Source organism: Candidatus Macondimonas diazotrophica, assembly GCF_004684205.1.
Lineage (GTDB): Bacteria > Pseudomonadota > Gammaproteobacteria > UBA5335 > UBA5335 > Macondimonas > Macondimonas diazotrophica.
This window is the reverse complement of the sequence record NZ_SRIO01000003.1, coordinates 84,070-104,433: the sequence shown is the minus strand read 5'-3', so window position 1 is coordinate 104,433 and position 20,364 is coordinate 84,070. Positions and strand designations below refer to the sequence as shown.

Genomic DNA, 20,364 nt, shown 5'->3' with positions numbered 1-20,364 from the left:
AGTACGTTATGACGGCAAGACGGTAGTGGTCACCGGCGGCGGCGGCTCGCTGGGCCGCGCCTATTGTCTGCTGTTCGCCTCGCGCGGCGCCAACGTGGTCGTCAATGACCTCGGCGGCAGCTTCAGCGGCGAAGGCGCCAGCAAGTCCGCAGCCGACAAGGTCGTCGACGAAATCGTCGAAATGGGCGGCAAGGCCGTGGCCAGCTATGAGTCGGTCTCGACCATGGAAGGCGCCGAAAAGACCATGCAGGTCGCCAAGGACGCCTTTGGCAGCGTGCATATGCTGATCAACAATGCCGGCATCCTGCGCGATGTGTCTTTCGCCAAGATGACCGAAGACGACTGGGACAAGATCATGGAAGTGCATCTGCGCGGCGCCTTCTGCATGACCAAGGCGGCCTGGCCCTTCTTCCGCGAACAATCCTACGGCCGCGTCATCCTGACCGCTTCGGCTGCCGGCATCTATGGCAACTTCGGCCAGACCAACTACTCGGCGGCCAAGTTGGGCCTCTATGGCATGGGCCAAACCCTCGCCCACGAAGGCAAGAAGTACAACATCAATACCAATGTCATCGCCCCGGTCGCCCGCTCGCGCATGACCGAAACCGTGATGCCGCCGCCGCTGCTGGAGAAGCTGCGCCCGGAAGCCGTCGCGCCGCTGGTCGGCTGGCTGTGCGCCGAGGAAAGCAAGGAAAGCGGCTCGCTGTTCGAAGTCGGCGCGGGTCGCTTCTTCAAGCTGGGCTGGATCCGCACCAACGGCTACAAGAGCGAAGCCGAAGGCGGCGTGGCCAGCCTGGAGGAGCTGCGTGACAACTGGAAGACGGTGACCGATTTCACCGACGCCAAGATGGTGCGCAACATCCAGGAATCCACCATGGCGTTCATGCGCTAAACTGGATGAGCAAAAGAGGGGACGGCGAGGGGCCGTCCTCCTTGCTCAACGAATTTTCCCATAAAAATCACATTGATATGGAGGAGACGATTATGGGACGCAAAGTGTGTGTCATCGGCAATGGCATGACCCAGTTCGCCAAGCCCGGCAGCAGCCCGGACTATCACATGATGGCCAAGGCGGCAGGGCAACAGGCCCTGGAAGATGCCGGAATTCCCTATGATCTGGTCGAACAGGCCGTGGTCGGCTACGTCTATGGGGAGAGCACCTCGGGCGAGCGCGCCATGTACGAGCTCGGCCTGACCGGCATCCCGATCTACAACGTCAACAACAACTGCTCCACCGGTTCAACCGCCCTGATGCTGGCCAAGCAACTGGTCGAAGGCGGTATCGCCGAATGCGTGATGGCGATGGGGTTCGAAAAGATGGAAAAGGGCGCCCTGGGCGCCAAGTACACCGATCGCCTGAACCCGATGGACAAGCATATGGGCGTGATGTTCAAGGCCCAAAAATTCACCAACGCGCCGCCCACCGCCCAGCTCTTCGGCGGGGCCGGACGCGAACACCAGGAAAAATACGGTACTTCCAACGAAGCCTTCGCCAAGATCGCCGTCAAGAACCGACAGCATGCGCTGAATAATCCACGCTCCATCTTCCATGATCCCCTGACCGTGGAAGAGGTCCTCGAATCGCCACACTACTACGGCCCCATCACCCGGCTGCAGTGCTGCCCGCCCACCTGCGGCGCCGGGGCGGCGATCGTGTGCTCCGAGGAATTCGCGAAGAAACATGCGAAGAACACGCCGGTCTACATCGTCGGCCAGTCGATGGTCACCGACATGCCGTCTTCCTTCAACGAAGCATCGATGATCAAGGTCGTCGGCTATGACATGACCAAAGAAGCCGCGCGCCAAGTCTACGAGCAGTCCGGTCTGGGCCCGCAGGATGTGGACGTCATCGAGCTGCACGACTGCTTCACGGCGAATGAGTTGATCACGTACGAGGCCTTGGGCCTGTGCGAGCCGGGCGGTGCCGAGCAGCTGATCGATGAGGGCAACGTGACCTACGGTGGCCAATGGGTGGTCAACCCCTCGGGCGGCCTCCTCTCCAAGGGCCATCCACTGGGCGCGACGGGTTTGGCCCAATGCGCGGAAATGTGTTGGCAGTTACGTGGCCAGGCTGACAAACGCCAAGTCGAAGGCGCCAAGGTCGGACTTCAACACAATCTGGGACTGGGCGGCGCCTGCGTCGTAACGCTTTACAGCGTCTAAGCCCGAGCCACTCCAACAACCGGCGCAGGCCGAGGGTTTTCCTCAAGGCCCCTTCGGGGGCCTTTTCTTGACGCATCGAATCATGGATCGCCCGGCGATGCATCCGTAATTTCAGGCGCCTGAAGCACACGCGGCACCTGATCGACCGGGTCGAGCGTCGACACATCCGGCGCTTCAACCGCGACATGCAGGTCGCGGAACCGCCGCGCGGAGACCAGCACCCGACTTTCCAGTGCCGCGGTCGCCTTGTTGTAGGCATCGGTTGCCTGCCCCAGATTCTTGCCCAGACGAGCCCAGTGATCCGCCAGCGTCACCACACGTTTGTAGAGCTCCTTGCCCAGGTCGCTGATCGCCTGTGCATTCTCGGCCATTCGCTCTTGGCGCCAGCCGTAGGCAACGGCCTTCAACAGGGCAATCAGGGTGGTCGGGGTGGCCAGAATCACCCGCTGCTCGACACCCAGCTCGATCAGCGACGGATCGGCCTTCAAGGCCGCACTGTAGAAAGCCTCGCCCGGAACGAACAACACAACGAACTCGGGACTGACACCATACTCCCCGGACAGATATTCCCAATAGGACTTTTCCGCCAGCTTGCGGATATGATCCCGCAGTTGCCGCGCGTGTTCGGCCACTTTGCGTTCCGCTTCACCCGGATGCCCCTGGGATTCCAGTTCTGCTGCGGTAAAGTAGGCATCCAATGGCGTCTTGGCATCCACCGCGATGCGCTTGCCGCCTGGCAGACGAACCACCAGATCCGGCCGGAGCCGCCCCCCTTCGCCAGCCATGCTTGTTTGCTCGGTGAAATCGCAGTGTTCCAGCATGCCGGCCAGCTCGACCACGCGCTTGAGCTGGATTTCGCCCCAACGGCCTCGCACCGCCGGTTGGCGTAGCGCCTGCACCAGGCTGGCCGTTTCACGATGCAATTGCGGCAGATGGTGCTGGAGCAGTGCTTTGAGCTGCTGGTCCAGCGCGCTATAGGCATCGATGCGGGCTTTCTCGACCTCCCCGATGCGCGTTTCGACCTTGGTCAACGATTCGGAGATGGGCTTGATGAGGCTGTCCATCGCCTTTTGCCGCGCCTCCAGATCACCCTGAGCGCGCTGTTGGAAATGCCCCAGATTCTCGCGCGCCAGTTCGAGAAATCGTTGATTGTTGGACTGAAGGGCATCGACCGAAAGTGCCTTGAAGGCATCCGCCAGGCGCAGGCGGGCGTCCTCGAGCAAGGCAAGCTTTTCCGCTGCCCCCCGCCGCTCCTGCTCCAGTCGTTCCTGCAGCTCCGCGTTGTTGGCGCGCAAGTCCGTCACGGCCTCCTGTAACTGGGCCTGGCGCATGGATAGCTCGGAAAGGTGCGTGATGCGACTCTCCGCGCGCGCGCGGTGCTCGATCTCGTTGCGCAGTTGGCGTTCGGCCTGCCCGGCCTGCTCCAACCCTGCGGCATGCGCCTGATCGGCCCGTTGCCGCAGGCGCTTTTCGACATTCAGGCGCGCACGCAGATGAACAACCAGGATGCCAAGCACCACGGCGATCACACCCAGTCCTATTGCCAATATCAGCTCCCACCTCATGAGTCGGTCCCGTTTTGGTTTACAGTGAGCGATTGCCAGGCACACATTGGCCCTTGTTGCATGACCCAAGTCATGCCGCTGTTGAATGGCGCTTCAGGAGGCGCCCATCTGGCCGATTCAAGGCGGCAAACGGCCATTAATGGGGCAACTTGCCATGGTCGATCAAAGCGAAAGGCATCCGGCAAATTCCGCATATCCGGACAAGGAGGCATCCCATTATGAATTCCGACTTGCCACGTGTCTGCATTATCGGCGCGGGCTCCAGTGGAATTGCCGCTTGCCGCAACTTCAAGGCCTATGGCCTGCCCTATGTCTGCTATGAATCCGCCGATCGCATTGGCGGGATGTGGGCCTTCACTAATAAGTCAGCCGCCAATGGCGGGTCTGCGGCCTACCGCTCACTGCACATCAATACGTCCCGCACACAAATGGGTTACCGGGATTTCCCGATGCCAGCGGACTATCCCGACTTTCCGGGGCATGCGCAGGTCGCGGCATACTTTGAATCGTTCGTCGATCATTTCGGCCTGCGCGACACCATCCGGCTCGGCACAACCGTGACCCGCTGTGAACGTCGCGCGCAAGGCGGCTGGACCGTTCATCTCGGTGATGGAAGCAAAGCGGAGTTCGATGCGGTCGTGGTCGCCAATGGCCATCACTGGGATCCTCTCTGGCCGAAGCCGCTGCCATCTGGCCGTTTCGACGGGATTCAAATGCACGCCCATGACTACGTCGATCCCGCGAATCCCCATGACTTGCGGGGCAAACGCGTCGTCGTTGTCGGCATGGGCAACTCGGCCATGGACATTGCATCCGAACTGGGTCACAAGGAAAACGCTGAAGCGGTTTATCTCTCTGTACGCTCAGGCACCTACATCCTCCCCAAATATCTGGGAAGCAAGCTGGTCTATGACATTCTGCTGCGTCATCCAAGCAATCACCCCGGTCTGCTTGAGCGCCTGCTCTGGTCGTTGCCCGATGCGGTCTTTGACCGGCTGCTCTACCCATTGGCGACCCTGGGATTGAATCTCTTGGTCGGCCGCCCGGAACGCTATGGATTACCTCGACCGAAAGGCTGGTTCGGTCAACAGCATCCGACTATCTCCAGCGAAATTCACATCCGTCTAGGCAGTGGCGATGTTCTGCCGAAACCACCCATCGCCGAGTTGCTGGGGGATCGGATCCGTTTCGCAGACGACTCGGTCGAAGCGGCGCAGGCCATCATCTATTGCACCGGCTACCGCATCCGCTTCCCCTTCCTTGATGAACAGCTGATCAGCGCACCAGACAACGATATCGCGCTTTATCAGCGCATGATCGACCCCCGCTATCCCGATCTGCTGTTCCTCGGGCTGGTGCAACCGTTCTGCGCCATGATGCCGATCGCCGACGAACAGTCCCGCTGGATGGCGGAATACCTCACGGGCCAATATCACCCGCCAACGGCGGATGAAATGGCCCTGCGGATGCAGACCGAACACCGGCGCATGAAGCGTCGTTTCGTGGCAAGTCCGCGTCACACCATCCAAATAAACTGCCAGGAATACACCTATCGACTGGCTCAGGATCTCGCGGAAGGACGGCGCCGCGCCCGGTCTGCAGCCAATGCCCTTCTCGTACCGCATCAAGCATTCCCACCGACTGCCGTTAACGCCTTGGAGATCGCGGCCGGATTGGACGGATCGGCGAAGGCCTGCTAGACCTGAAATGAGCGTTTCACCACCCTTTTCTCGGTGAAGCTCAGCGGGATGGCGACGGACCGAGCGCATTGGATCGAGACCGGTAGCCATCTCGAATTGCACTCCCTGGAACTGGGCATGGGTGGCCATCTGCACCCATGCCTTTTTTTGAGCCCGTTGACCATGCAACTCTCACGCCGCTGCGCGGTTGACGCCACCGCATGGCTTGGGTAGTTTGAAACAATCGGAACCATGGCCTAGCTGGCCATCCCTGACGAATCCAGCGGAGTGAGTCTCATCATGGCGAAAGCGGTCGCCTCTTTGCTTTCCCTTGCGATGTTATGGCTCCTGCTTTCCGGACATGCCGATGCTCTGCTGCTGTCATTGGGCGGCCTGTCGGTGCTGCTGGTCTGGCTATTGTCGCGCCGGATGCCCGACGACAACCGGATAATCCGCCCCGGTTTCGGCGCCGCGCGCTATCTGGGATGGCTGCTCAAGGAAATCATCCTGTCCAATCTGCAGGTTTCGCGCGAAATCCTTCGGCCCACACTGGCCATCACGCCCACATTGGCGCGGGTGCCCGCAACCCAGACAACTCCATTGGGGCGCACTGTGTACGCCAATTCCATCACCCTGACGCCCGGGACGGTCTCGATCGACGTGGACCACCAGGACATCCTGATCCACGCGTTGATCCGCGAAGCCGCCGAATCATTGATCGAAGGTGACATGGATCGGCGAGTCACCGCCCTGGAATCCTGACACCATGGCCAGCCTGGCACTCAAAGGGGCCGTCGCAGCCCTATTGGTCACCATGCTGATCGGCTTGCTGCGAGCCGTCGTCGGACCGACATTCTATGACCGGCTGCTGGCCGTCAATCTGTTCGGCACCAAGACCGTATTGCTGGTGGCGCTGCTGGGTTTCGTGATGGGTCGGCCGGAGTGGCTGGACATCGCCCTGGCCTACGCGATGATCAATTTCATCGGAACCATCGCCGTACTGCGCTTCGTGCAACGTCGCGACTTCGGCGATCAGATTGCGGCGCCTGACGAAAACAAGGACCCGCTGCCATGATGGCCGGCCTGCTCGACCTGCTGGCCACGGCATTGCTGCCGATCGGCTCGATATTTCTCATCATCGGCGGGATCGGCCTCATGCGTTTTCCGGATTTCCTCACCCGCATCCACGCTGCGGGCGTGTGTGAAACTCTGGGAACGTTCACCATATTGATCGGGCTGATGATGCTGGGTGGCGGGTGGCTGGTCACCGTCAAGCTGGGCCTGATTTTCCTGTTTCTGGCCGTGACCAATCCGGTATCCAGCCACGCCTTGTGTCATGCCGCGCTTCACGACGGCACCATCCGCGAGCATATCCAGAAGGGAATCCTGTCGTGGAAACGCTGATTCTGATGGTCCTGATGAGTTTTCTCGGCATCACGGCGCTCGCCATCCTGCGCTTGCGCGATGGCATTACGGCCGTCATGTTATCCGGCATCTACAGCCTGCTCTCGGCTGGCGTCTTCGTCATTCTGGATGCCGTGGACGTCGCCTTCACGGAAGCAGCTGTGGGTGCAGGGATCTCGACGGTCCTGCTGTTGGCCACCCTGCACCACACCACCCGGGTCACCCGGCCGTCGCGAAACCGCGGCGCGATACCCTTGGTCGTGGTGCTGATCACCGGTGCGGCTTTGGTCTACGGTACCTGGAACATGCCCCCGTATGGCGAGGCATCGTCCCCGGCCAATCAGCATGTGGGTCTGCGCTATCTGGAAGAAAGCCCCAAGACCACCGGTCTGCCCAACGTCGTGACGTCGGTTCTCGCCAGCTACCGGGGTTACGACACCCTGGGGGAAGCCACCGTGGTCCTCACCGCCGCTGTCGGCGTTCTGGCACTGCTCGGAAGTCGGCGGAAGAAGGTGCAAGCACATGATTCATGATCAGGTCATCCTGCGGGTCACGGCCCGGCTTCTGGCGCCCATCATTTGGCTGTTTGCGCTGTACGTCCAGTTTCACGGCGACTACGGCCCCGGCGGCGGCTTCCAGGCGGGGGTCCTGTTCGCCGTGGGCTTCATCCTTTACGCTCTGACTCATGGGCTACCGGCAGCGGAATCGATCATCCCCGCGCGCTGCTCAGAGGCCATGATGCCCTTGGGCGTCTTGATTTATGCCGGCGTGGGTTTCTCCAGTCTCCTTGCTGGCGGAAATTTCCTGGACTACGGCGTGCTCGCCCATGACCCCAAGCATGGGCAGCATCTGGGTATCCTGATCATTGAGCTCGGCGTCGGCATCACCGTCGCTGGCGTCATGATCCAACTGTTCTCGGCTTTTGCTCGCCGCGCATGATGACCGTGCTTGACCATTATCCCTATTGGATCGTCATCGTACTGATGATGACCGGCTTCTACATGCTCATCGCCCATGCCAATCTCGTGCTGAAGATCATTGGGCTGAACATCTTTCAAACTTCGGTATTTTTCCTGTATATCCTGCTCGGCAAAGTGGAAGGTGGCACCGCCCCTATTCTCGACCCCAGCTGGACGCGCTACAGCAATCCCCTCCCGCATGTCCTCATTCTCACCGCGATCGTCGTGGGCATTGCCACGACCGCCTTGGCCGCGGCGCTGGTGATTCGGATTCATCGCGCCTATGGCACCATCGAGGAAGACGAGATTCATCGCCAGGACGACAGCTTGTGATTGCTCCGCATTTACCCATTCTGCAAGTGGTGCTGCCGCTTGTCGCGGCCCCCTTATGCGTCCTGCTGCGCCGGGAAGTCCTGGCCTGGTGGCTCACGCTCGCCACCACCTGGGTCATCCTCGTCAACGCAGTACTGCTTCTTGATCGGGTCGCGCTGCTGGGCCCGATCCACTATGCACTGGGCGGCTGGTCCGCGCCGTTGGGCATCGCCTATCGCATCGATGCACTCAATGGCGCATTGTTGCTGCTGATCAGCGCCACCGCGGCCGTCCTGTTGCCTTACGCCCGCAGGAGTGTTTTGCGGGAAATCGGTGCAACGCAGGCCGCACTGTTCTACGCCGCACTGCTGCTGTGCATGACCGGCCTGATGGGCATGGCCGCGACGGCGGATGCGTTCAACGTGTTCGTGTTTCTCGAAATCTCCAGCCTGTCCACTTATGCCCTGGTTGCCATGGGGCAGGACCGTCGCGCGCTCACCGCCGCATTCCAGTATCTGATCATGGGGACGCTGGGGGGGACGTTCATCCTCATCGGCATTGGCTTCATGTACGCGGCCACCGGAACGCTCGGCATGGCCGATCTGGCAGAAAAGCTTCCCATCGCGGAGAACCAACGCGCCGTACAAACCGCTTTCGCCTTTTTCATCGTTGGCATTTCCCTGAAGCTTGCCCTGTTTCCTCTGCATTTGTGGTTGCCGAATGCCTATGCCTATGCGCCATCGGTCGTCACCATCTTTCTGGCGGCCACCGCGACCAAGGTCGCGGTTTATGTGATGCTGCGCTTTACGTTCGACTTGTTCGGTGTCCACCACGCCTTCTCGGGATTGACCGTGGCGCGTGTGTTTCCCACTCTTGCCGGGTTGGGCATCATTCTCGCCTCGATCGCTGCGCTCTATCAGGACAACGCCAAACGCAGCTTCGCCTATTCGAGCGTCGCCCAGATCGGCTACATCGTCCTGGGCCTTGCACTACTCACCCCGTCCGGGCTCACCGCCGGACTCCTGCATCTGCTGAATCACGCGCTGGCCAAGGGTGCCCTGTTCATGGCACTGGGCTGCCTCTACTACCGCCTGGGCTCGATGGCGCTGCCTGCACTGGCGGGCGCTGCGCGCGAGATGCCGCTTTCGGCAGCCGCCTTCGTGATCGCCGGACTCAGTCTGATCGGCGTGCCGCTCACGGCGGGCTTCATCAGCAAATGGTATTTGCTCTTGGCCACCTTGGAGCAAGACCAGTGGCTGCTCGCCGGCATCATCGTCGTGGGTTCGTTGCTGGCCTTGGGCTATGTATGGCGCGTTATCGAGCAGCTTTATTTCCGCGATTCGCCTCACGATCGCCCGGCCGTCCGGGAAGCACCATGGTCCCTGCTGATTCCCACCTGGACGGTCATCGCCGCCAACGTGTATTTCGGCATCGACAGCCATCTGACGCTCAGCCTGGCTGAGCGCGCGATGCAGGCCTTGATGGAGGCGGCGCCGTGACTGCTGAACACGCCTTGGCGTTGGCCATTTTCGCGACCCCGCTTGCCACGCCGTTGATCGCAATGGCCCGCAACCACCCCAACCTGCGCGAAACGGTGACCCTGGCCACGGCCGCGGGGCTGTGGCTCGCCGTCATTGCGATCGTGTCTGCGGTGCACGGAGGTAGCCAACCTGCGCTGCAGGTGGCACAGATACTTCCCGGCATGGCGCTGGCATTTTCGGCCGAGCCTTTGGGTGCCCTGTTTGCCCTGGTCGCCGCCACGCTCTGGATCCCCACGGCGATTTACGCCATCGGCTATATGCGCGGGCATCACGTCCCAAACCAGACTCGGTTTTTTGCCTGTTTTCCATTGGCGCTCGCCAGCGCGATGGGCATCGCCTTTGCCGACAATCTGTTCACATTATTTGTCTTTTACGAACTGCTGACGCTCTCCACCTATCCGCTGGTCGCTCATGCCGGCAACGAAGCAGCCCAGCGCGGGGCGCGCACCTATCTGTTCCTGCTGATGGGCACCTCCATCGGCTTATTGTTGCCGGCGCTCATCTGGACGGCCATGGCGACAGGCACCTTGGAATTCCGGCCCGGTGGAATTCTCGCTGGCCATCTGCCGCCCCACAGCGCGGCAATACTCTATGCCCTGTTTCTGTTCGGCATCGGCAAGGCCGCACTGATGCCGTTTCACCGCTGGTTACCGGGTGCCATGGTGGCGCCCACACCGGTCAGCGCATTGCTGCATGCCGTGGCTGTCGTCAAGGCAGGCGTATTCACAGTGCTGAAAGTGACCTACTACATTTTCGGCCTGGAATTTCTGCAGGAAACCGGAGCCAGCACTATTTTGGCTTACGTTGCGGGCTTTACCTTGGTCGCGGCTTCGTTGGTCGCGCTGACTCAAGACAATCTCAAAGCCCGGCTCGCCTACTCTACGGTCAGCCAACTTTCCTACATCATTCTCGGGGCTGCCACGGCCACTGCCGCGGGCATCATGGGCGGCGGACTGCACATCGTCATGCATGCTTTCGGAAAGATCACGCTGTTCTTCTGCGCCGGCGCAATCTTGGTCGCCGCACATAAGAGCCGAGTGAGTGAGCTGGATGGACTGGGACGCCGCATGCCGCTGACCTTTGCCGCATTTGCCATTGCGGCCGTCAGTGTGGCGGGGCTACCGCCAGGTGGGGGTACCTGGAGCAAATGGCTGCTCGCCACCGCCGCGATGGAAGACCAACAGCCGCTGTTACTGGCTGCCCTGTTATTCAGTACCTTGCTGAATCTGGCCTATCTGATGCCGGTCGTGGGACGGGCCTTCTTCCGGCCCTTGCCGGCAGGAAGCGCCCCAGGCATCAGCGAAGCACCCCTGGCCTGTCTGCTGCCGTTGTGCTTCACGGCCCTGGCCACACTGGCCTTGTTTTTCTGGCCTGATCCCATCCTTGCACTCCTGAGCCCACTGCACCCAGGGGTCTTTGCACTGGGACCATGAGGGAGAAATCCGAAGGCCGCTCCGCTCTCATGTGTCGTGTTCATCGCGCAACCGACCGCTTTGCGTATGTTCACGATTCCCGGAAAGCCGGCCATGCCGCAGCCTTCGGCATGCCCTCATTTTCTTGTACCGATCAATTCTTGTACCGATCAACGATGCCCCACCATGGAAATCACCCTTCACCTCTCCCAACTCCTTGCGATGTTTGGCGCCATGGTGGTACTCGCTGCAGCCCCGAGCGTCAGCGTACTGACCGTAATGACGCAGACGACGAATTTCGGCTTCCGGCTGGGTGCTTGGCTGGTCCTGGGTGTCGTAACCGGCGATATCGTGTTCATTTTTCTGGCGACATTCGCCCTGACACTGTTGACGGACCGGCTGGGGACGCTGTCAGATTTGTTGCGATATGCCGGCAGTGGCTATCTCATCTGGCTCGGAATCACCCATTGGCGGCGTGTGGGATTGCCGGCCGAAGCGATCCGAACGCACCCACCCGGCCGGGCTGCGAGCTACCTGGCTGGCCTGCTGATCACCTTGGCAGACCAAAAGGCAATCCTGTTCTATCTGGCATTTTTTCCGGCCTTTTTCGATCTGGCGCGCGTTACTCCGGTCGACCTCGCCCTGGTGATCCTGATCTGTGCACTCGCCGTCGGCGGAACCAAGCTTGGATACGCTGCTACCGCACATGTGACGGGCAGAATGATCGGCCAAGGCATGCGCACCGGGTTTCAAAGACTTGCCGCCTGCAGCATGATGCTGGCCGGTCTCGCAATTCTGCTGCTGGAATGAATCACCAGTGCCCCGGCATTCGGCCCGTCAACAGACTGCCGCTCCGATCGTGTCGGGCACGGCTTGCGGCATAACGCGCGGGGCGCTAACGAATCAAGCCATGAGCCGAATCCGATCCGATCGACATTGCACCGCTTATCATTGGAGTACATGAGCCATGGGTCACGACACGCTGCCTTGGCATCTTCCCCCCGGTTGGCCGTTGATTCTGGGCGCCCTTGTGCTTGCAGGATGTCCACGCCGCCTGCGTGCCTGGCTGTTGCCGATACCCGCCCTGCTGGCCTTGATGCATCTCGATCAATTCAACAGCGGGACATTCGGTCAAGTATCCCTGCTCGGAAAGACCTTGGTCACGGCACGCCTGGATGCATTGTCTGCGCCTTTTGCTTGGCTGTTTGGATTTGCGGCGCTGGCAGGCAGCATCTATCTGCGCAGCAGCCCGCGTCGCCTTGAAATCGCCGCAGGCCTGGCTTATGCCGGTACCGCGATCGGAGCGATTTGTGCCGGTGACTTCATCACCCTGTTTCTTTATTGGGAACTGACGGCGCTGGCCTCGACATTGCTGCTGGTTCGAACTGGCGCCGCACCCGATTATGGCGTGGCCCTGAGATACCTCGTGATCCAGGTCATCTCCGGTGTACTCCTGATGGGCGGTGCGGTCGTCCATGTCCAGGAGACCGGGTCGCTTGCATTTGATGCCTTACCCCTCGGAACCGGCGCCCATGCATGGCTCCTTGCCGCTTTTGCCATCAAGGCGACGTTCCCGTTGCTGCACGGCTGGGCGATTGAAGCCTACCCTGCAGCCTCCCCTGCCGGCACCGTGTTCTTGAGCGCATTCACGACCAAGCTGGCCATTTACACCCTGGCCCGCGGCTTTTCCGGCACCGAAGCGCTGATCCCCATCGGTGCAGTCATGATTCTCTTCACCCTGATTCAGGGGCTGCGGGAAGACGATCTGCGGCGGACCCTGGTCTACGGCCTGATCAATCAGCTGGGCTTCATGATCATCATGATCGGCATCGGCACACCCCTCGCCCTGAGCGCAGCCGTGGCACATGCCATCAGCCATGTGCTGTACAGCGGGCTGTTGTTCATGGCACTGGGCGCCGTTCTGCAGTCCGCCGGGACTACCCGAATCAGCGAATTGGGCGGACTGGCGCGGCAGATGCCCTGGACATTCGGCTTTTGCCTTCTCGGCACGCTGGGCATGGCCACCCCGCTGTTTGCCGGCTTCGCCAGCAAGTCACTGATCCTTGCGGCGGCCCATGAAACGCATCAGCCGATGCTGTGGGAACTACTCATGGCGGGATCGGTGGGCATCTTCATCATGGCCGGACTCAAGCTGCTTTATCCCGCCTTCCTGGGACCGCAGCGCCAGCACCGAAAGATCAACGACGCGCCGCGCGCCATGCGCATGGCCATGCTCCTCAGCACTCTGGGGCTTCTGCTGCTAGGCTGTCGTCCCAACCTGCTCTATCAGATCCTGCCCTACCCGGTGGACTACTCGCTTTACACGGTGGCACATGTGGTCGAACAGTTGGTGCTGCTCACCTCGGCCACGCTGATCTTCGCCCTACTGATGCGCTGGGGAATCTGGCCACGCCAAACCGCCATGGTTTGGGATGTGGATACCCTGCAACGGGCCGTTCCGAGCCATTGGCTTGCTTACCAGCAACGGATCCAGGATGGCCTTGCTGGCCTGATCCGGGCAATCGCTGCCGTGGGCGGGATCGTTTCGAGGCGGCTTCGCCAGGATCAAGGCGAGGAATCCGCGCTGGTCCGGCACTGGCAGACCGGGAGCATGGCCCTGTGGGTAGCCATTTTTCTGTCCGGCTATCTGCTGCTGTACTTTTTCTGACCTAATCGGCTGGGGTCGATTCCAACTGCCGCCATAGACAACGGCCTGCGCTGGCCTTGTCCAGATCGGCCAGCATGCGTTCGTGCGCTGCAAGCTCCTGCTCGTCGAGCACAGTGACCACCCAACGCCCCTGTTCCGGCCGATGCAGCGTGACCGGCCCCGACTCGCGGTTCAGTGCATCAACGGCCATGGACTGGCCTTCAAGCGACAGAACCACCTGACCGCCTGTCATGGCCAGATAGACCTCGGCCAGAATTTGCGCGTCGAGCAACGCGCCATGGAGCTGACGCTGGCTGTTGTCGATTTGGTAGCGCTTGCACAAGGCATCGAGCGAGTTGCGCTGCCCCGGATGCCGCTGGCGCGCCATGACCAGGGTATCGATCACGTCGAGGCGCCGCTCCAAGGCTTCGATGCCCTGCCGGCAACGGGCCAGTTCAGCATTCAGAAAACCCAGGTCGAAAGCGGCATTGTGGATGATGAGGTCGGCATCACCCAGAAAATCGAGCAAGGCTCCCGCCACCTCGCCGAACCGGGGCGCATCAACCAGCTGCTCGAGGGTGATCCCGTGTACTTCGATCGCACCCGCGTCGATCTCGCGATCCGGGTTCAGATACTGATGAAAGGAGCGTCCGGTCAGCCGGCGGTCAATGAGTTCGACACAGCCGATTTCGATGATCCGGTGGCCCTCATCAACACTCAGGCCCGTCGTTTCCGTATCCAGAACGATCTGTCGCATCAGACGCCGCTCGCCGATGCCGGCCGGTCTACCCGCAACGCATCGATGGCCGCATTGGCGAGCGCATCGGCACGTTCGTTTTCGGGATGTCCTGCATGCCCCCGCACCCAATGCCACCGGATGTGGTGACGTTGTTCGAGCGCGTCGAGCAGACGCCATAGATCCTCGTTCTTGACCGGATCCCGACTTGCGGTGCGCCATCCACGACGCTTCCAGCCTGCCAGCCATTGCGACATGCCATCGCACAGATAACGAGAGTCCGTGTACAAATCGACGTCACAGCGCTCCTTCAGTGCGGACAGCGCAGCGATCGCGCCCGTCATCTCCATGCGGTTATTAGTGGTGTGCGGCTCACCCCCCTGCAACTCGCGCTCATGGTCCCCGAAACGCAGGATCGCGCCCCAGCCTCCCGGACCGGGGTTACCCCGACAGGCGCCGTCGGTGAAGATCTCGACTTGCTTCATGCATCCTTTTCCGAAGTGGTATTGACGGGCAATGCGGAACCCAGCCGACCGGCTGGCACCAACCGCGGCACCCAGCGCCGCCGTCGGCGTAGGGGCGTCAGTGTGCGAACGCGCTTGCGCGCCACCAAGATATACCCGCCGCCTGTCCACGGCGCGAACCGTGCCTTCCACCGATGCCAAGGGAAGATGTCGGTGAGCAACTGGCCATGCGCCAATGGCAAGCGGTGCAGTCCGTAACGCACGTCGGTAACATCGTAGCCGAGCAACGACAACCAATCCCGAACGCGGTGTTCACTGATCAGACGCCGTGTACGCGGCACGACCCGCCCGGATCGACTCAATCTGACGCGCAGCCCCCAGCTGCTGTACGGATTGAACCCGACGACCACCAGGCGACCCTCACCGATGAGCACCCGATCGATTTCACGCAGCAAAGGATGCGGATGCGGCACCTGTTCCAGCAGGTGCGACAGCACGACCACGTCGACGCTTTCTGTGGCAATGGGCAAATGGTGCGGATCGGCCTGAACATCGACCGAGCCCACATACGCATTTTGACTTGGCGAAATCACGAAGCAGCGATGCAGCTGATCGTCCTGCCGCGGGAACAGGCGCTTACCCGACCATTCTCCGAGCTGGAGACCAAAGCTTCCATACATGCCTTCAAGCCCACCGGACAGCAATGCATTTTCGGAACTCCGGACATAGCTGCCCAACGGGGTCTCCCACCAGGCACCCAGAGCCTGGCCTTTGCTGGTTACAGATTGCCTGGCCATGCCAACCTCCTTTCCCGCGTCATGAACTATCTTACCCCACCCTTGCCTTGACCCGCGCCAATCAAGCTGACACGATATCGGCCATGCTGCGCGTTCACGCCGTCAGAGCATTCAGTGACAACTACATCTGGGTGTTGGCGGATACCGACACTCATCAGTCTGTGATCGTCGATCCCGGCGATGCTTCTCCCGTGCGCGCGTTTCTGGATCAGAACGCCTACCACGCAACGGCGATCTTGGCGACACATCACCATCCGGATCACGTGGGCGGCATCCCCAAGCTCGCCTCCCCCGAGGTTCAGGTGATCGGTCCCGCCCAGGAAAAGATTCCCGGCAAGACCCACAGCGTGAGCGACCAAGAGAACTTCGTTCTGCCCGGCTTGGACCTGGATGTACACGTTTTGGAAATTCCCGGTCATACGCTGGGGCATGTGGCATTCTACGTTCCGCAGCTCAGCGCCTTGTTTTGCGGCGATACGTTGTTCGGCGCCGGCTGCGGCCGTTTGTTCGAAGGCACCGCCGATCAGATGCATCGTTCGCTGCAACGTCTTGCCGCACTTCCGGGAGATACCCTAGTGTATTGCGGCCATGAATACACCTTGGCCAACTTGAAATTCGCACTCGCAGTCGAGCCCGACAATCCTGCCTTGGCTAGTCGACGCGACAGTGATCAAGCGCGGATCCACCAAGGGCAACCCACGTTGCCCAGCCGCTTGGCCGACGAGCTTCAGACCAACCCGTTCCTACGCGCAGAGGTCTCGGCTGTTCACGCCGCAGCCGAGCGGCATGCCGGCCGTCCACTGCATGACGCAACTGCTGTTTTCGCTGCATTGCGCCACTGGAAGGACCATTTCAACGCATGAACCGTCCTGGCAAACGTCGCGATTCCTTTTTGAAAGCGGCCCGAGAGGGGATTTCTGAACCCCGACTATCCGCAGTCCCGACCTGGATACTCATCAGTGGGGCGTGTCTTACCCTGTTCGGTTGCAGTGGACACCAACCTCCCTCATCCGCTGGCCTGGCTGAATCAGCCAAACTCCGAAACGCACCCATCGTCGCCGCCCCAACTGCGAAGGTCGTAAAGGCTGCACCGGCGACGCAGCATTCACGCAACGGCACGGCGATCGAAAGCGCCGCCAAGCAGTTCATTCAGCCATCGCTGGACAAGCAGTCCGAGTACGACGAAGCCACTGCCCATCATCCGTCGACTGTCGGTGCGCAACATACACGGATGATCTGGCAACGGCTTCAAAGCGGCTTTTCATTGGATTTCGATGACACTCAGGCTGTTCGTCAGGAGCTCAACGCGCTCGGAACACGCACCATCGAGCGGCGCTTGGCACAATCATCCGAATACCTTTATCTGGTACTCGACGCGGTGGAACGCCGTGGCTTGCCGTCGGAAATCGCGCTGCTGCCCCTCGTGGAGAGCGGCTACAATCCCAGCGCCGTATCACCGGGCAAAGCTGCGGGACTGTGGCAGTTTCTCCCCGGAACCGCTCGCAACTTCGGCTTGACACTATCCCATGGCTACGATGGGCGTCATGATATTGTGGCCTCGACGCACGCCGCCCTTGATTACCTTGAGTATCTGGGTGATCTATTTGGTGGGGACTGGTTGCTCGCCCTGACCGCCTACAATACGGGCGAAGGGAACGTGCAGCGCTGGATGCGGAAAAATCGCACCGAAGGGAAACCGATCGAATGGTCCGCATTGCCGGTCCCCGATCAGGTTCGCCGCTACATTCCGCGCCTGATCGCCATGCGCGAGGTCATCGAGAATGCCAAGCGCTATGGGGTCGAACTTCCGGACATTCCCGATCGTCCGGTTCTAGACAGCATCGATGTCAAGGGCCGGCTGGATCTGGCTGCGGCGGCTGCGGTAATCGACCTCACGCCCTCGCAGATCTTGCGCTACAACCCGGGCATCCAATCCCGGACGATCGCGGCACTGCCTGGTCCCTTGCTCCTGCCTGCGGTCCATGCGAAGCGCCTGAAAGACTACCTCGATAGCGGGAATGCCACTCCGGCCGCCTCGATCACCGAAGATGTCGCCTCGCCACACCTGACGATCGATCCATCCCCGTCTTTGCGACAAGAAGCCGCGCGGGCGCTTAATGAGCCTCGCATCGTCCATACCCGCGCTTCCCCAAAGACACATACGGTTCGCAGCGGGGAATCGCTGTACGTGATTGCCAAGACGCATCGCGTCGACACAGCGGACCTGGCCAAATGGAACAAGTTGTCCCCTACCGCCGTTTTGCAGATCGGCCAACAGCTGATGGTAGAGGATCCGCGCGCTCGCCCATCAACAAAACAGGACATAGCCGCCCAGAAGACCCTGAGCTACTCGGTTCGCGCAGGCGACTCGCTGTCGTCCATTGCCAACCGCTTTGGGGTCCGCGTCGATGACCTCGCGCTCTGGAACGGCATCAAGACCACGCATATCCTCCAAACGGGCCAACGGCTGATCGTTCGCATTCCTGCAAGGACATCACAAGAATCTGGCGCCGTATCCGGGTGATATCATGGTCACCCGTTACTGAGTGTCACAGCAAGGAAGAAAGCAAATGGGTTTTTTGAGCGGGAAGCGTGCTCTGATCGTGGGTGTGGCAAGCAATCGATCGATTGCCTGGGGTATCGCCAAAGCCATGCATCGGGAAGGTGCTGAACTTGCCTTCACGTATCAGGGCGAGAAACTGCAGTCACGCGTGACTGAGATGGCAGCCGAATGTGGTTCATCACTGTGCATCCCCTGTGATGTGAGTGACGATCAACAGATCGCGGCCCTGATCGACGCGCTCGGCAAGGATTGGGACGGCCTGGACATTCTGGTGCACTCCGTTGCTTTCGCGCCGCGTGAGCAGCTGGAAGGGCGATTTGTCGACAGTGTTACCCGCGAAGGCTTTCGGATGGCACATGACATCAGTGCCTACAGCTTCGTGGCCTTGGCCAAGGCCGCCTATCCACTGCTGAAGGATCGCAAGGGCGCGCTTTTGACCATGACTTATGCGGGCGCGGTGCGCGCAATTCCGCACTACAACGTTATGGGGCCGGCCAAGGCGAGTCTCGAGGCGAGTGTGCGTTTCCTCGCCCAGGATCTGGGGCCTGAGGGAATTCGAGTCAATGCTATTTCAGCAGGGCCGATCAAGACACTTGCCGCCGCAGGCATCAGCGGCTTCCGCGGCATGCTCGGAAAGGCCGAAGAAGCCTCACCGTTACGCCGCAATGTGACCATTGAGGAAGTCGGAAACGTCGGAGCGTTCCTCTGCTCGGATCTGGCCTCGGGAATTACCGGCGAAATCACCTATGTCGACGCCGGCTACAATATTTTGGGATTGATCGCCTGAGTTTCGGCTGGCGGATCAGTCTCCCTGCTCCCGTAGGCGATGTTCACGCACATCGGGAGATTCGATCAGAATCTCCTGTTCTCCCTCAAGCCGCGCAACCACCACGGCGCCGACAGTGTCCCCAAAGACATTGACCGCCGTCCGGCTCATATCCAGGATTCGGTCTACGCCCAGCACCAGCCCCAAAGCTTCTAGCGGCAGCCCGAGTACGGAAAGAATCATGGCAATGGACACCAGGCTCGCTGAGGGAATGCCCGCCACACCGAACGATGTCAGCAATGCAACGGCCAATACTAACGCCTGCTGGGCAAGCGTGAGGTCGATGCCATAGAGCTGGGCCACGAACAGAACCACTACGCATTCGAACAAGGCGGTGCCATCCATGTTCACGGTAGCGCCCAGGGGAAGCACGAATCCGGCCGTGCGACGACTCACCCCGGCGCGCCGCTCCAGACAGTCCATAGTGACCGGAAGCGTCGCTGCGGAAGAGCTAGTGGAAAATGCCATCAGAAGCGCCGGCATCATCGCCTGAAAATGGCGCCGAGGCGGCACCCGGGCGATCCAGCGAAGCAGCAGGGGCAGCGTCACCATCAGATGAATCAGCAATCCGGCCATGACAGTCGCCATGAACCACAACAACGGGCCTGCGGCAGAGAAACCAGTACGGGCGGTCATGGCGGCGATCAGCGCAAATATGCCAACGGGCGCCAGCCGCATGATACCGTCGGTGATTGCAAGCATCACTTGGTTCAATCCCGTCCAAAAGCGCACCTGGGTTTCCGCCGCTGCGCCGTGAAGTCGACGCAAAGCCAAACCAAACAAGAGGCTGAACAGGATCAAACCCAGCAACTGCCCCTCAACTGCCGCCTCGACAAGATTCGAAGGGACCAGTCGCTGCAGAAACAGTGCGATGTGTTGCTGTCCGGACAGCAAAGTCGGATCGAGATCGCCGGGAAGCGTCTGCAGACCGATCTGAGCCGCCAAGGGAACGCCATTGAGTTCGCCAGGGCGAATCCAATTGGCCAGGACAATTGCAACGGTCACCGCGATCAGGCCTGTCGCGATATAGAAGACCAAGGTCGTCCAACCCATGCGCCCCAAGGGTGAACGGCTCCCTTCCTGATTCAACCCAGCAATGATGGATGCCATGATCAGGGGGATCACCAGCATCTTGAGCGCGCTCAGAAAAAGCTGTCCGACCTGCGCAAGCCCTTCACCCAAGGCCGGCCCAATAAGCCCCTGCTCACCCGCCAGAAGCGGACCGACCGCCGCCCCCGAGATCAGGGCAACCAGGATCTGGATGTGTGACGGCCAGCGTAGCGGATTCCGCATAAG

At 60.7% G+C, this 20,364-nt stretch carries 21 protein-coding genes; 16 read left to right on the top strand and 5 right to left on the bottom strand.

Features of this window, described 5'->3' with window-relative positions; genetic code table 11:
* Positions 1-25: 25 nt before the first annotated feature.
* Together E4680_RS03190 and E4680_RS03185 are read left to right on the top strand one after the other, a co-directional pair.
* On the top strand, positions 26-892 hold the full coding sequence (locus E4680_RS03190; RefSeq protein ID WP_240696099.1) for an SDR family oxidoreductase: 867 nt from the start codon (positions 26-28) through the stop codon (positions 890-892).
* Positions 893-984: 92 nt separating this feature from the next.
* Complete coding sequence (locus E4680_RS03185; RefSeq protein ID WP_135280936.1) at positions 985-2,163, top strand: lipid-transfer protein; 1,179 nt, start codon at positions 985-987, stop codon at positions 2,161-2,163.
* Between the two features lie 80 nt (positions 2,164-2,243).
* Here the strand turns inward: E4680_RS03185 and E4680_RS03180 are convergent, their stop codons facing one another.
* Positions 2,244-3,728 carry a DNA recombination protein RmuC gene (locus E4680_RS03180; protein WP_135280935.1) on the bottom strand — a complete coding sequence of 495 codons (1,485 nt, stop codon included), beginning with the start codon at positions 3,726-3,728 and terminating at the stop codon, positions 2,244-2,246.
* Positions 3,729-3,946: 218 nt separating this feature from the next.
* Between E4680_RS03180 and E4680_RS03175 the strand changes: the two genes are divergently transcribed.
* From E4680_RS03175 to E4680_RS03125, 11 genes are all read left to right on the top strand, one after another.
* The gene (locus E4680_RS03175; RefSeq protein ID WP_135280934.1) at positions 3,947-5,428 is read left to right on the top strand and encodes a flavin-containing monooxygenase; all 1,482 of its coding nucleotides are present in this window, start codon (positions 3,947-3,949) and stop codon (positions 5,426-5,428) included.
* A gap of 279 nt (positions 5,429-5,707) precedes the next feature.
* Positions 5,708-6,169: a Na+/H+ antiporter subunit E gene (locus tag E4680_RS03170; RefSeq protein ID WP_135280933.1), complete on the top strand. Its 462-nt coding sequence runs from the start codon at positions 5,708-5,710 to the stop codon at positions 6,167-6,169.
* Positions 6,170-6,173: 4 nt separating this feature from the next.
* Positions 6,174-6,482, top strand: a complete 309-nt coding sequence (locus E4680_RS03165) for an MrpF/PhaF family protein (RefSeq protein ID WP_135280932.1) — start codon at positions 6,174-6,176, stop codon at positions 6,480-6,482.
* Positions 6,479-6,811 (top strand): monovalent cation/H(+) antiporter subunit G, encoded by a 333-nt coding sequence (gene mnhG, locus E4680_RS03160; RefSeq protein ID WP_205688730.1) that lies wholly within the window; start codon positions 6,479-6,481, stop codon positions 6,809-6,811. The genes E4680_RS03165 and mnhG overlap by 4 nt, the downstream gene beginning before the upstream one ends.
* Complete coding sequence (locus E4680_RS03155; RefSeq protein WP_240696098.1) at positions 6,799-7,344, top strand: DUF4040 domain-containing protein; 546 nt, start codon at positions 6,799-6,801, stop codon at positions 7,342-7,344. The genes mnhG and E4680_RS03155 overlap by 13 nt, the downstream gene beginning before the upstream one ends.
* Positions 7,334-7,750, top strand: coding sequence for a Na(+)/H(+) antiporter subunit B (locus E4680_RS03150; protein WP_135280931.1), 417 nt, complete (start codon positions 7,334-7,336; stop codon positions 7,748-7,750). Before E4680_RS03155 ends, E4680_RS03150 begins: the two co-directional genes overlap by 11 nt.
* Positions 7,747-8,103, top strand: coding sequence for a cation:proton antiporter subunit C (locus E4680_RS03145; protein ID WP_135280930.1), 357 nt, complete (start codon positions 7,747-7,749; stop codon positions 8,101-8,103). Before E4680_RS03150 ends, E4680_RS03145 begins: the two co-directional genes overlap by 4 nt.
* Positions 8,100-9,581, top strand: coding sequence for a monovalent cation/H+ antiporter subunit D family protein (locus E4680_RS03140; protein ID WP_205688729.1), 1,482 nt, complete (start codon positions 8,100-8,102; stop codon positions 9,579-9,581). The genes E4680_RS03145 and E4680_RS03140 overlap by 4 nt, the downstream gene beginning before the upstream one ends.
* On the top strand, positions 9,578-11,056 hold the full coding sequence (locus E4680_RS03135) for a monovalent cation/H+ antiporter subunit D family protein (protein ID WP_240696097.1): 1,479 nt from the start codon (positions 9,578-9,580) through the stop codon (positions 11,054-11,056). Before E4680_RS03140 ends, E4680_RS03135 begins: the two co-directional genes overlap by 4 nt.
* Before the next feature lie 165 nt (positions 11,057-11,221).
* Complete coding sequence (locus E4680_RS03130; RefSeq protein WP_167792354.1) at positions 11,222-11,845, top strand: LysE family translocator; 624 nt, start codon at positions 11,222-11,224, stop codon at positions 11,843-11,845.
* A 157-nt stretch (positions 11,846-12,002) separates the two neighbouring features.
* Positions 12,003-13,703: a proton-conducting transporter transmembrane domain-containing protein gene (locus tag E4680_RS03125; protein WP_135280928.1), complete on the top strand. Its 1,701-nt coding sequence runs from the start codon at positions 12,003-12,005 to the stop codon at positions 13,701-13,703.
* Position 13,704: 1 nt separating this feature from the next.
* Here the strand turns inward: E4680_RS03125 and dnaQ are convergent, their stop codons facing one another.
* The 3 genes from dnaQ to E4680_RS03110 are packed head-to-tail and all read right to left on the bottom strand — an operon-like array spanning position 13,705 to position 15,679.
* The gene (gene dnaQ / locus E4680_RS03120; protein WP_135280927.1) at positions 13,705-14,439 is read right to left on the bottom strand and encodes a DNA polymerase III subunit epsilon; all 735 of its coding nucleotides are present in this window, start codon (positions 14,437-14,439) and stop codon (positions 13,705-13,707) included.
* A complete protein-coding gene (gene rnhA / locus E4680_RS03115; RefSeq protein WP_135280926.1) occupies positions 14,439-14,903 on the bottom strand; it encodes a ribonuclease HI in 465 nt (154 codons plus the stop codon). Before rnhA ends, dnaQ begins: the two co-directional genes overlap by 1 nt.
* Positions 14,900-15,679: a class I SAM-dependent methyltransferase gene (locus E4680_RS03110; RefSeq protein WP_135280925.1), complete on the bottom strand. Its 780-nt coding sequence runs from the start codon at positions 15,677-15,679 to the stop codon at positions 14,900-14,902. The genes rnhA and E4680_RS03110 overlap by 4 nt, the downstream gene beginning before the upstream one ends.
* Before the next feature lie 83 nt (positions 15,680-15,762).
* On the opposite strand from E4680_RS03110, the gene gloB reads away from it, so the two are divergent.
* From gloB to E4680_RS03095, 3 genes are all read left to right on the top strand, one after another.
* Positions 15,763-16,542, top strand: coding sequence for a hydroxyacylglutathione hydrolase (gene gloB, locus E4680_RS03105; RefSeq protein ID WP_135280924.1), 780 nt, complete (start codon positions 15,763-15,765; stop codon positions 16,540-16,542).
* A gap of 401 nt (positions 16,543-16,943) precedes the next feature.
* Entirely contained in the window at positions 16,944-18,203 is a 1,260-nt protein-coding gene (locus E4680_RS03100) for a LysM peptidoglycan-binding domain-containing protein (RefSeq protein WP_167792353.1), read from the top strand.
* Positions 18,204-18,249: 46 nt separating this feature from the next.
* Positions 18,250-19,029 carry an enoyl-ACP reductase FabI gene (locus E4680_RS03095; protein WP_135280922.1) on the top strand — a complete coding sequence of 260 codons (780 nt, stop codon included), beginning with the start codon at positions 18,250-18,252 and terminating at the stop codon, positions 19,027-19,029.
* A gap of 15 nt (positions 19,030-19,044) precedes the next feature.
* Here E4680_RS03095 and E4680_RS03090 read toward each other — a convergent pair whose 3' ends face one another.
* Positions 19,045-20,361 (bottom strand): dicarboxylate/amino acid:cation symporter, encoded by a 1,317-nt coding sequence (locus E4680_RS03090; RefSeq protein WP_135280921.1) that lies wholly within the window; start codon positions 20,359-20,361, stop codon positions 19,045-19,047.
* Positions 20,362-20,364: the final 3 nt, after the last annotated feature.

Bases quoted from the DNA above. Each gene is read 5' to 3' on its own strand.
- E4680_RS03090 (WP_135280921.1), bottom strand. From the start codon at position 20,361: ATGCGGAATCCGCTACGCTGGCCGTCACACATCCAGATCCTGGTTGCC.
- E4680_RS03180 (WP_135280935.1), bottom strand. From the start codon at position 3,728: ATGAGGTGGGAGCTGATATTGGCAATAGGACTGGGTGTGATCGCCGTG.
- E4680_RS03145 (WP_135280930.1), top strand. From the start codon at position 7,747: ATGATGACCGTGCTTGACCATTATCCCTATTGGATCGTCATCGTACTG.
- E4680_RS03150 (WP_135280931.1), top strand. From the start codon at position 7,334: ATGATTCATGATCAGGTCATCCTGCGGGTCACGGCCCGGCTTCTGGCG.
- dnaQ (WP_135280927.1), bottom strand. From the start codon at position 14,439: ATGCGACAGATCGTTCTGGATACGGAAACGACGGGCCTGAGTGTTGAT.
- E4680_RS03165 (WP_135280932.1), top strand. From the start codon at position 6,174: ATGGCCAGCCTGGCACTCAAAGGGGCCGTCGCAGCCCTATTGGTCACC.
- E4680_RS03175 (WP_135280934.1), top strand. From the start codon at position 3,947: ATGAATTCCGACTTGCCACGTGTCTGCATTATCGGCGCGGGCTCCAGT.
- E4680_RS03125 (WP_135280928.1), top strand. From the start codon at position 12,003: ATGGGTCACGACACGCTGCCTTGGCATCTTCCCCCCGGTTGGCCGTTG.
- E4680_RS03185 (WP_135280936.1), top strand. From the start codon at position 985: ATGGGACGCAAAGTGTGTGTCATCGGCAATGGCATGACCCAGTTCGCC.
- E4680_RS03110 (WP_135280925.1), bottom strand. From the start codon at position 15,679: ATGGCCAGGCAATCTGTAACCAGCAAAGGCCAGGCTCTGGGTGCCTGG.
- E4680_RS03170 (WP_135280933.1), top strand. From the start codon at position 5,708: ATGGCGAAAGCGGTCGCCTCTTTGCTTTCCCTTGCGATGTTATGGCTC.
- E4680_RS03095 (WP_135280922.1), top strand. From the start codon at position 18,250: ATGGGTTTTTTGAGCGGGAAGCGTGCTCTGATCGTGGGTGTGGCAAGC.
- gloB (WP_135280924.1), top strand. From the start codon at position 15,763: ATGCTGCGCGTTCACGCCGTCAGAGCATTCAGTGACAACTACATCTGG.
- rnhA (WP_135280926.1), bottom strand. From the start codon at position 14,903: ATGAAGCAAGTCGAGATCTTCACCGACGGCGCCTGTCGGGGTAACCCC.
- mnhG (WP_205688730.1), top strand. From the start codon at position 6,479: ATGATGGCCGGCCTGCTCGACCTGCTGGCCACGGCATTGCTGCCGATC.
- E4680_RS03130 (WP_167792354.1), top strand. From the start codon at position 11,222: ATGGAAATCACCCTTCACCTCTCCCAACTCCTTGCGATGTTTGGCGCC.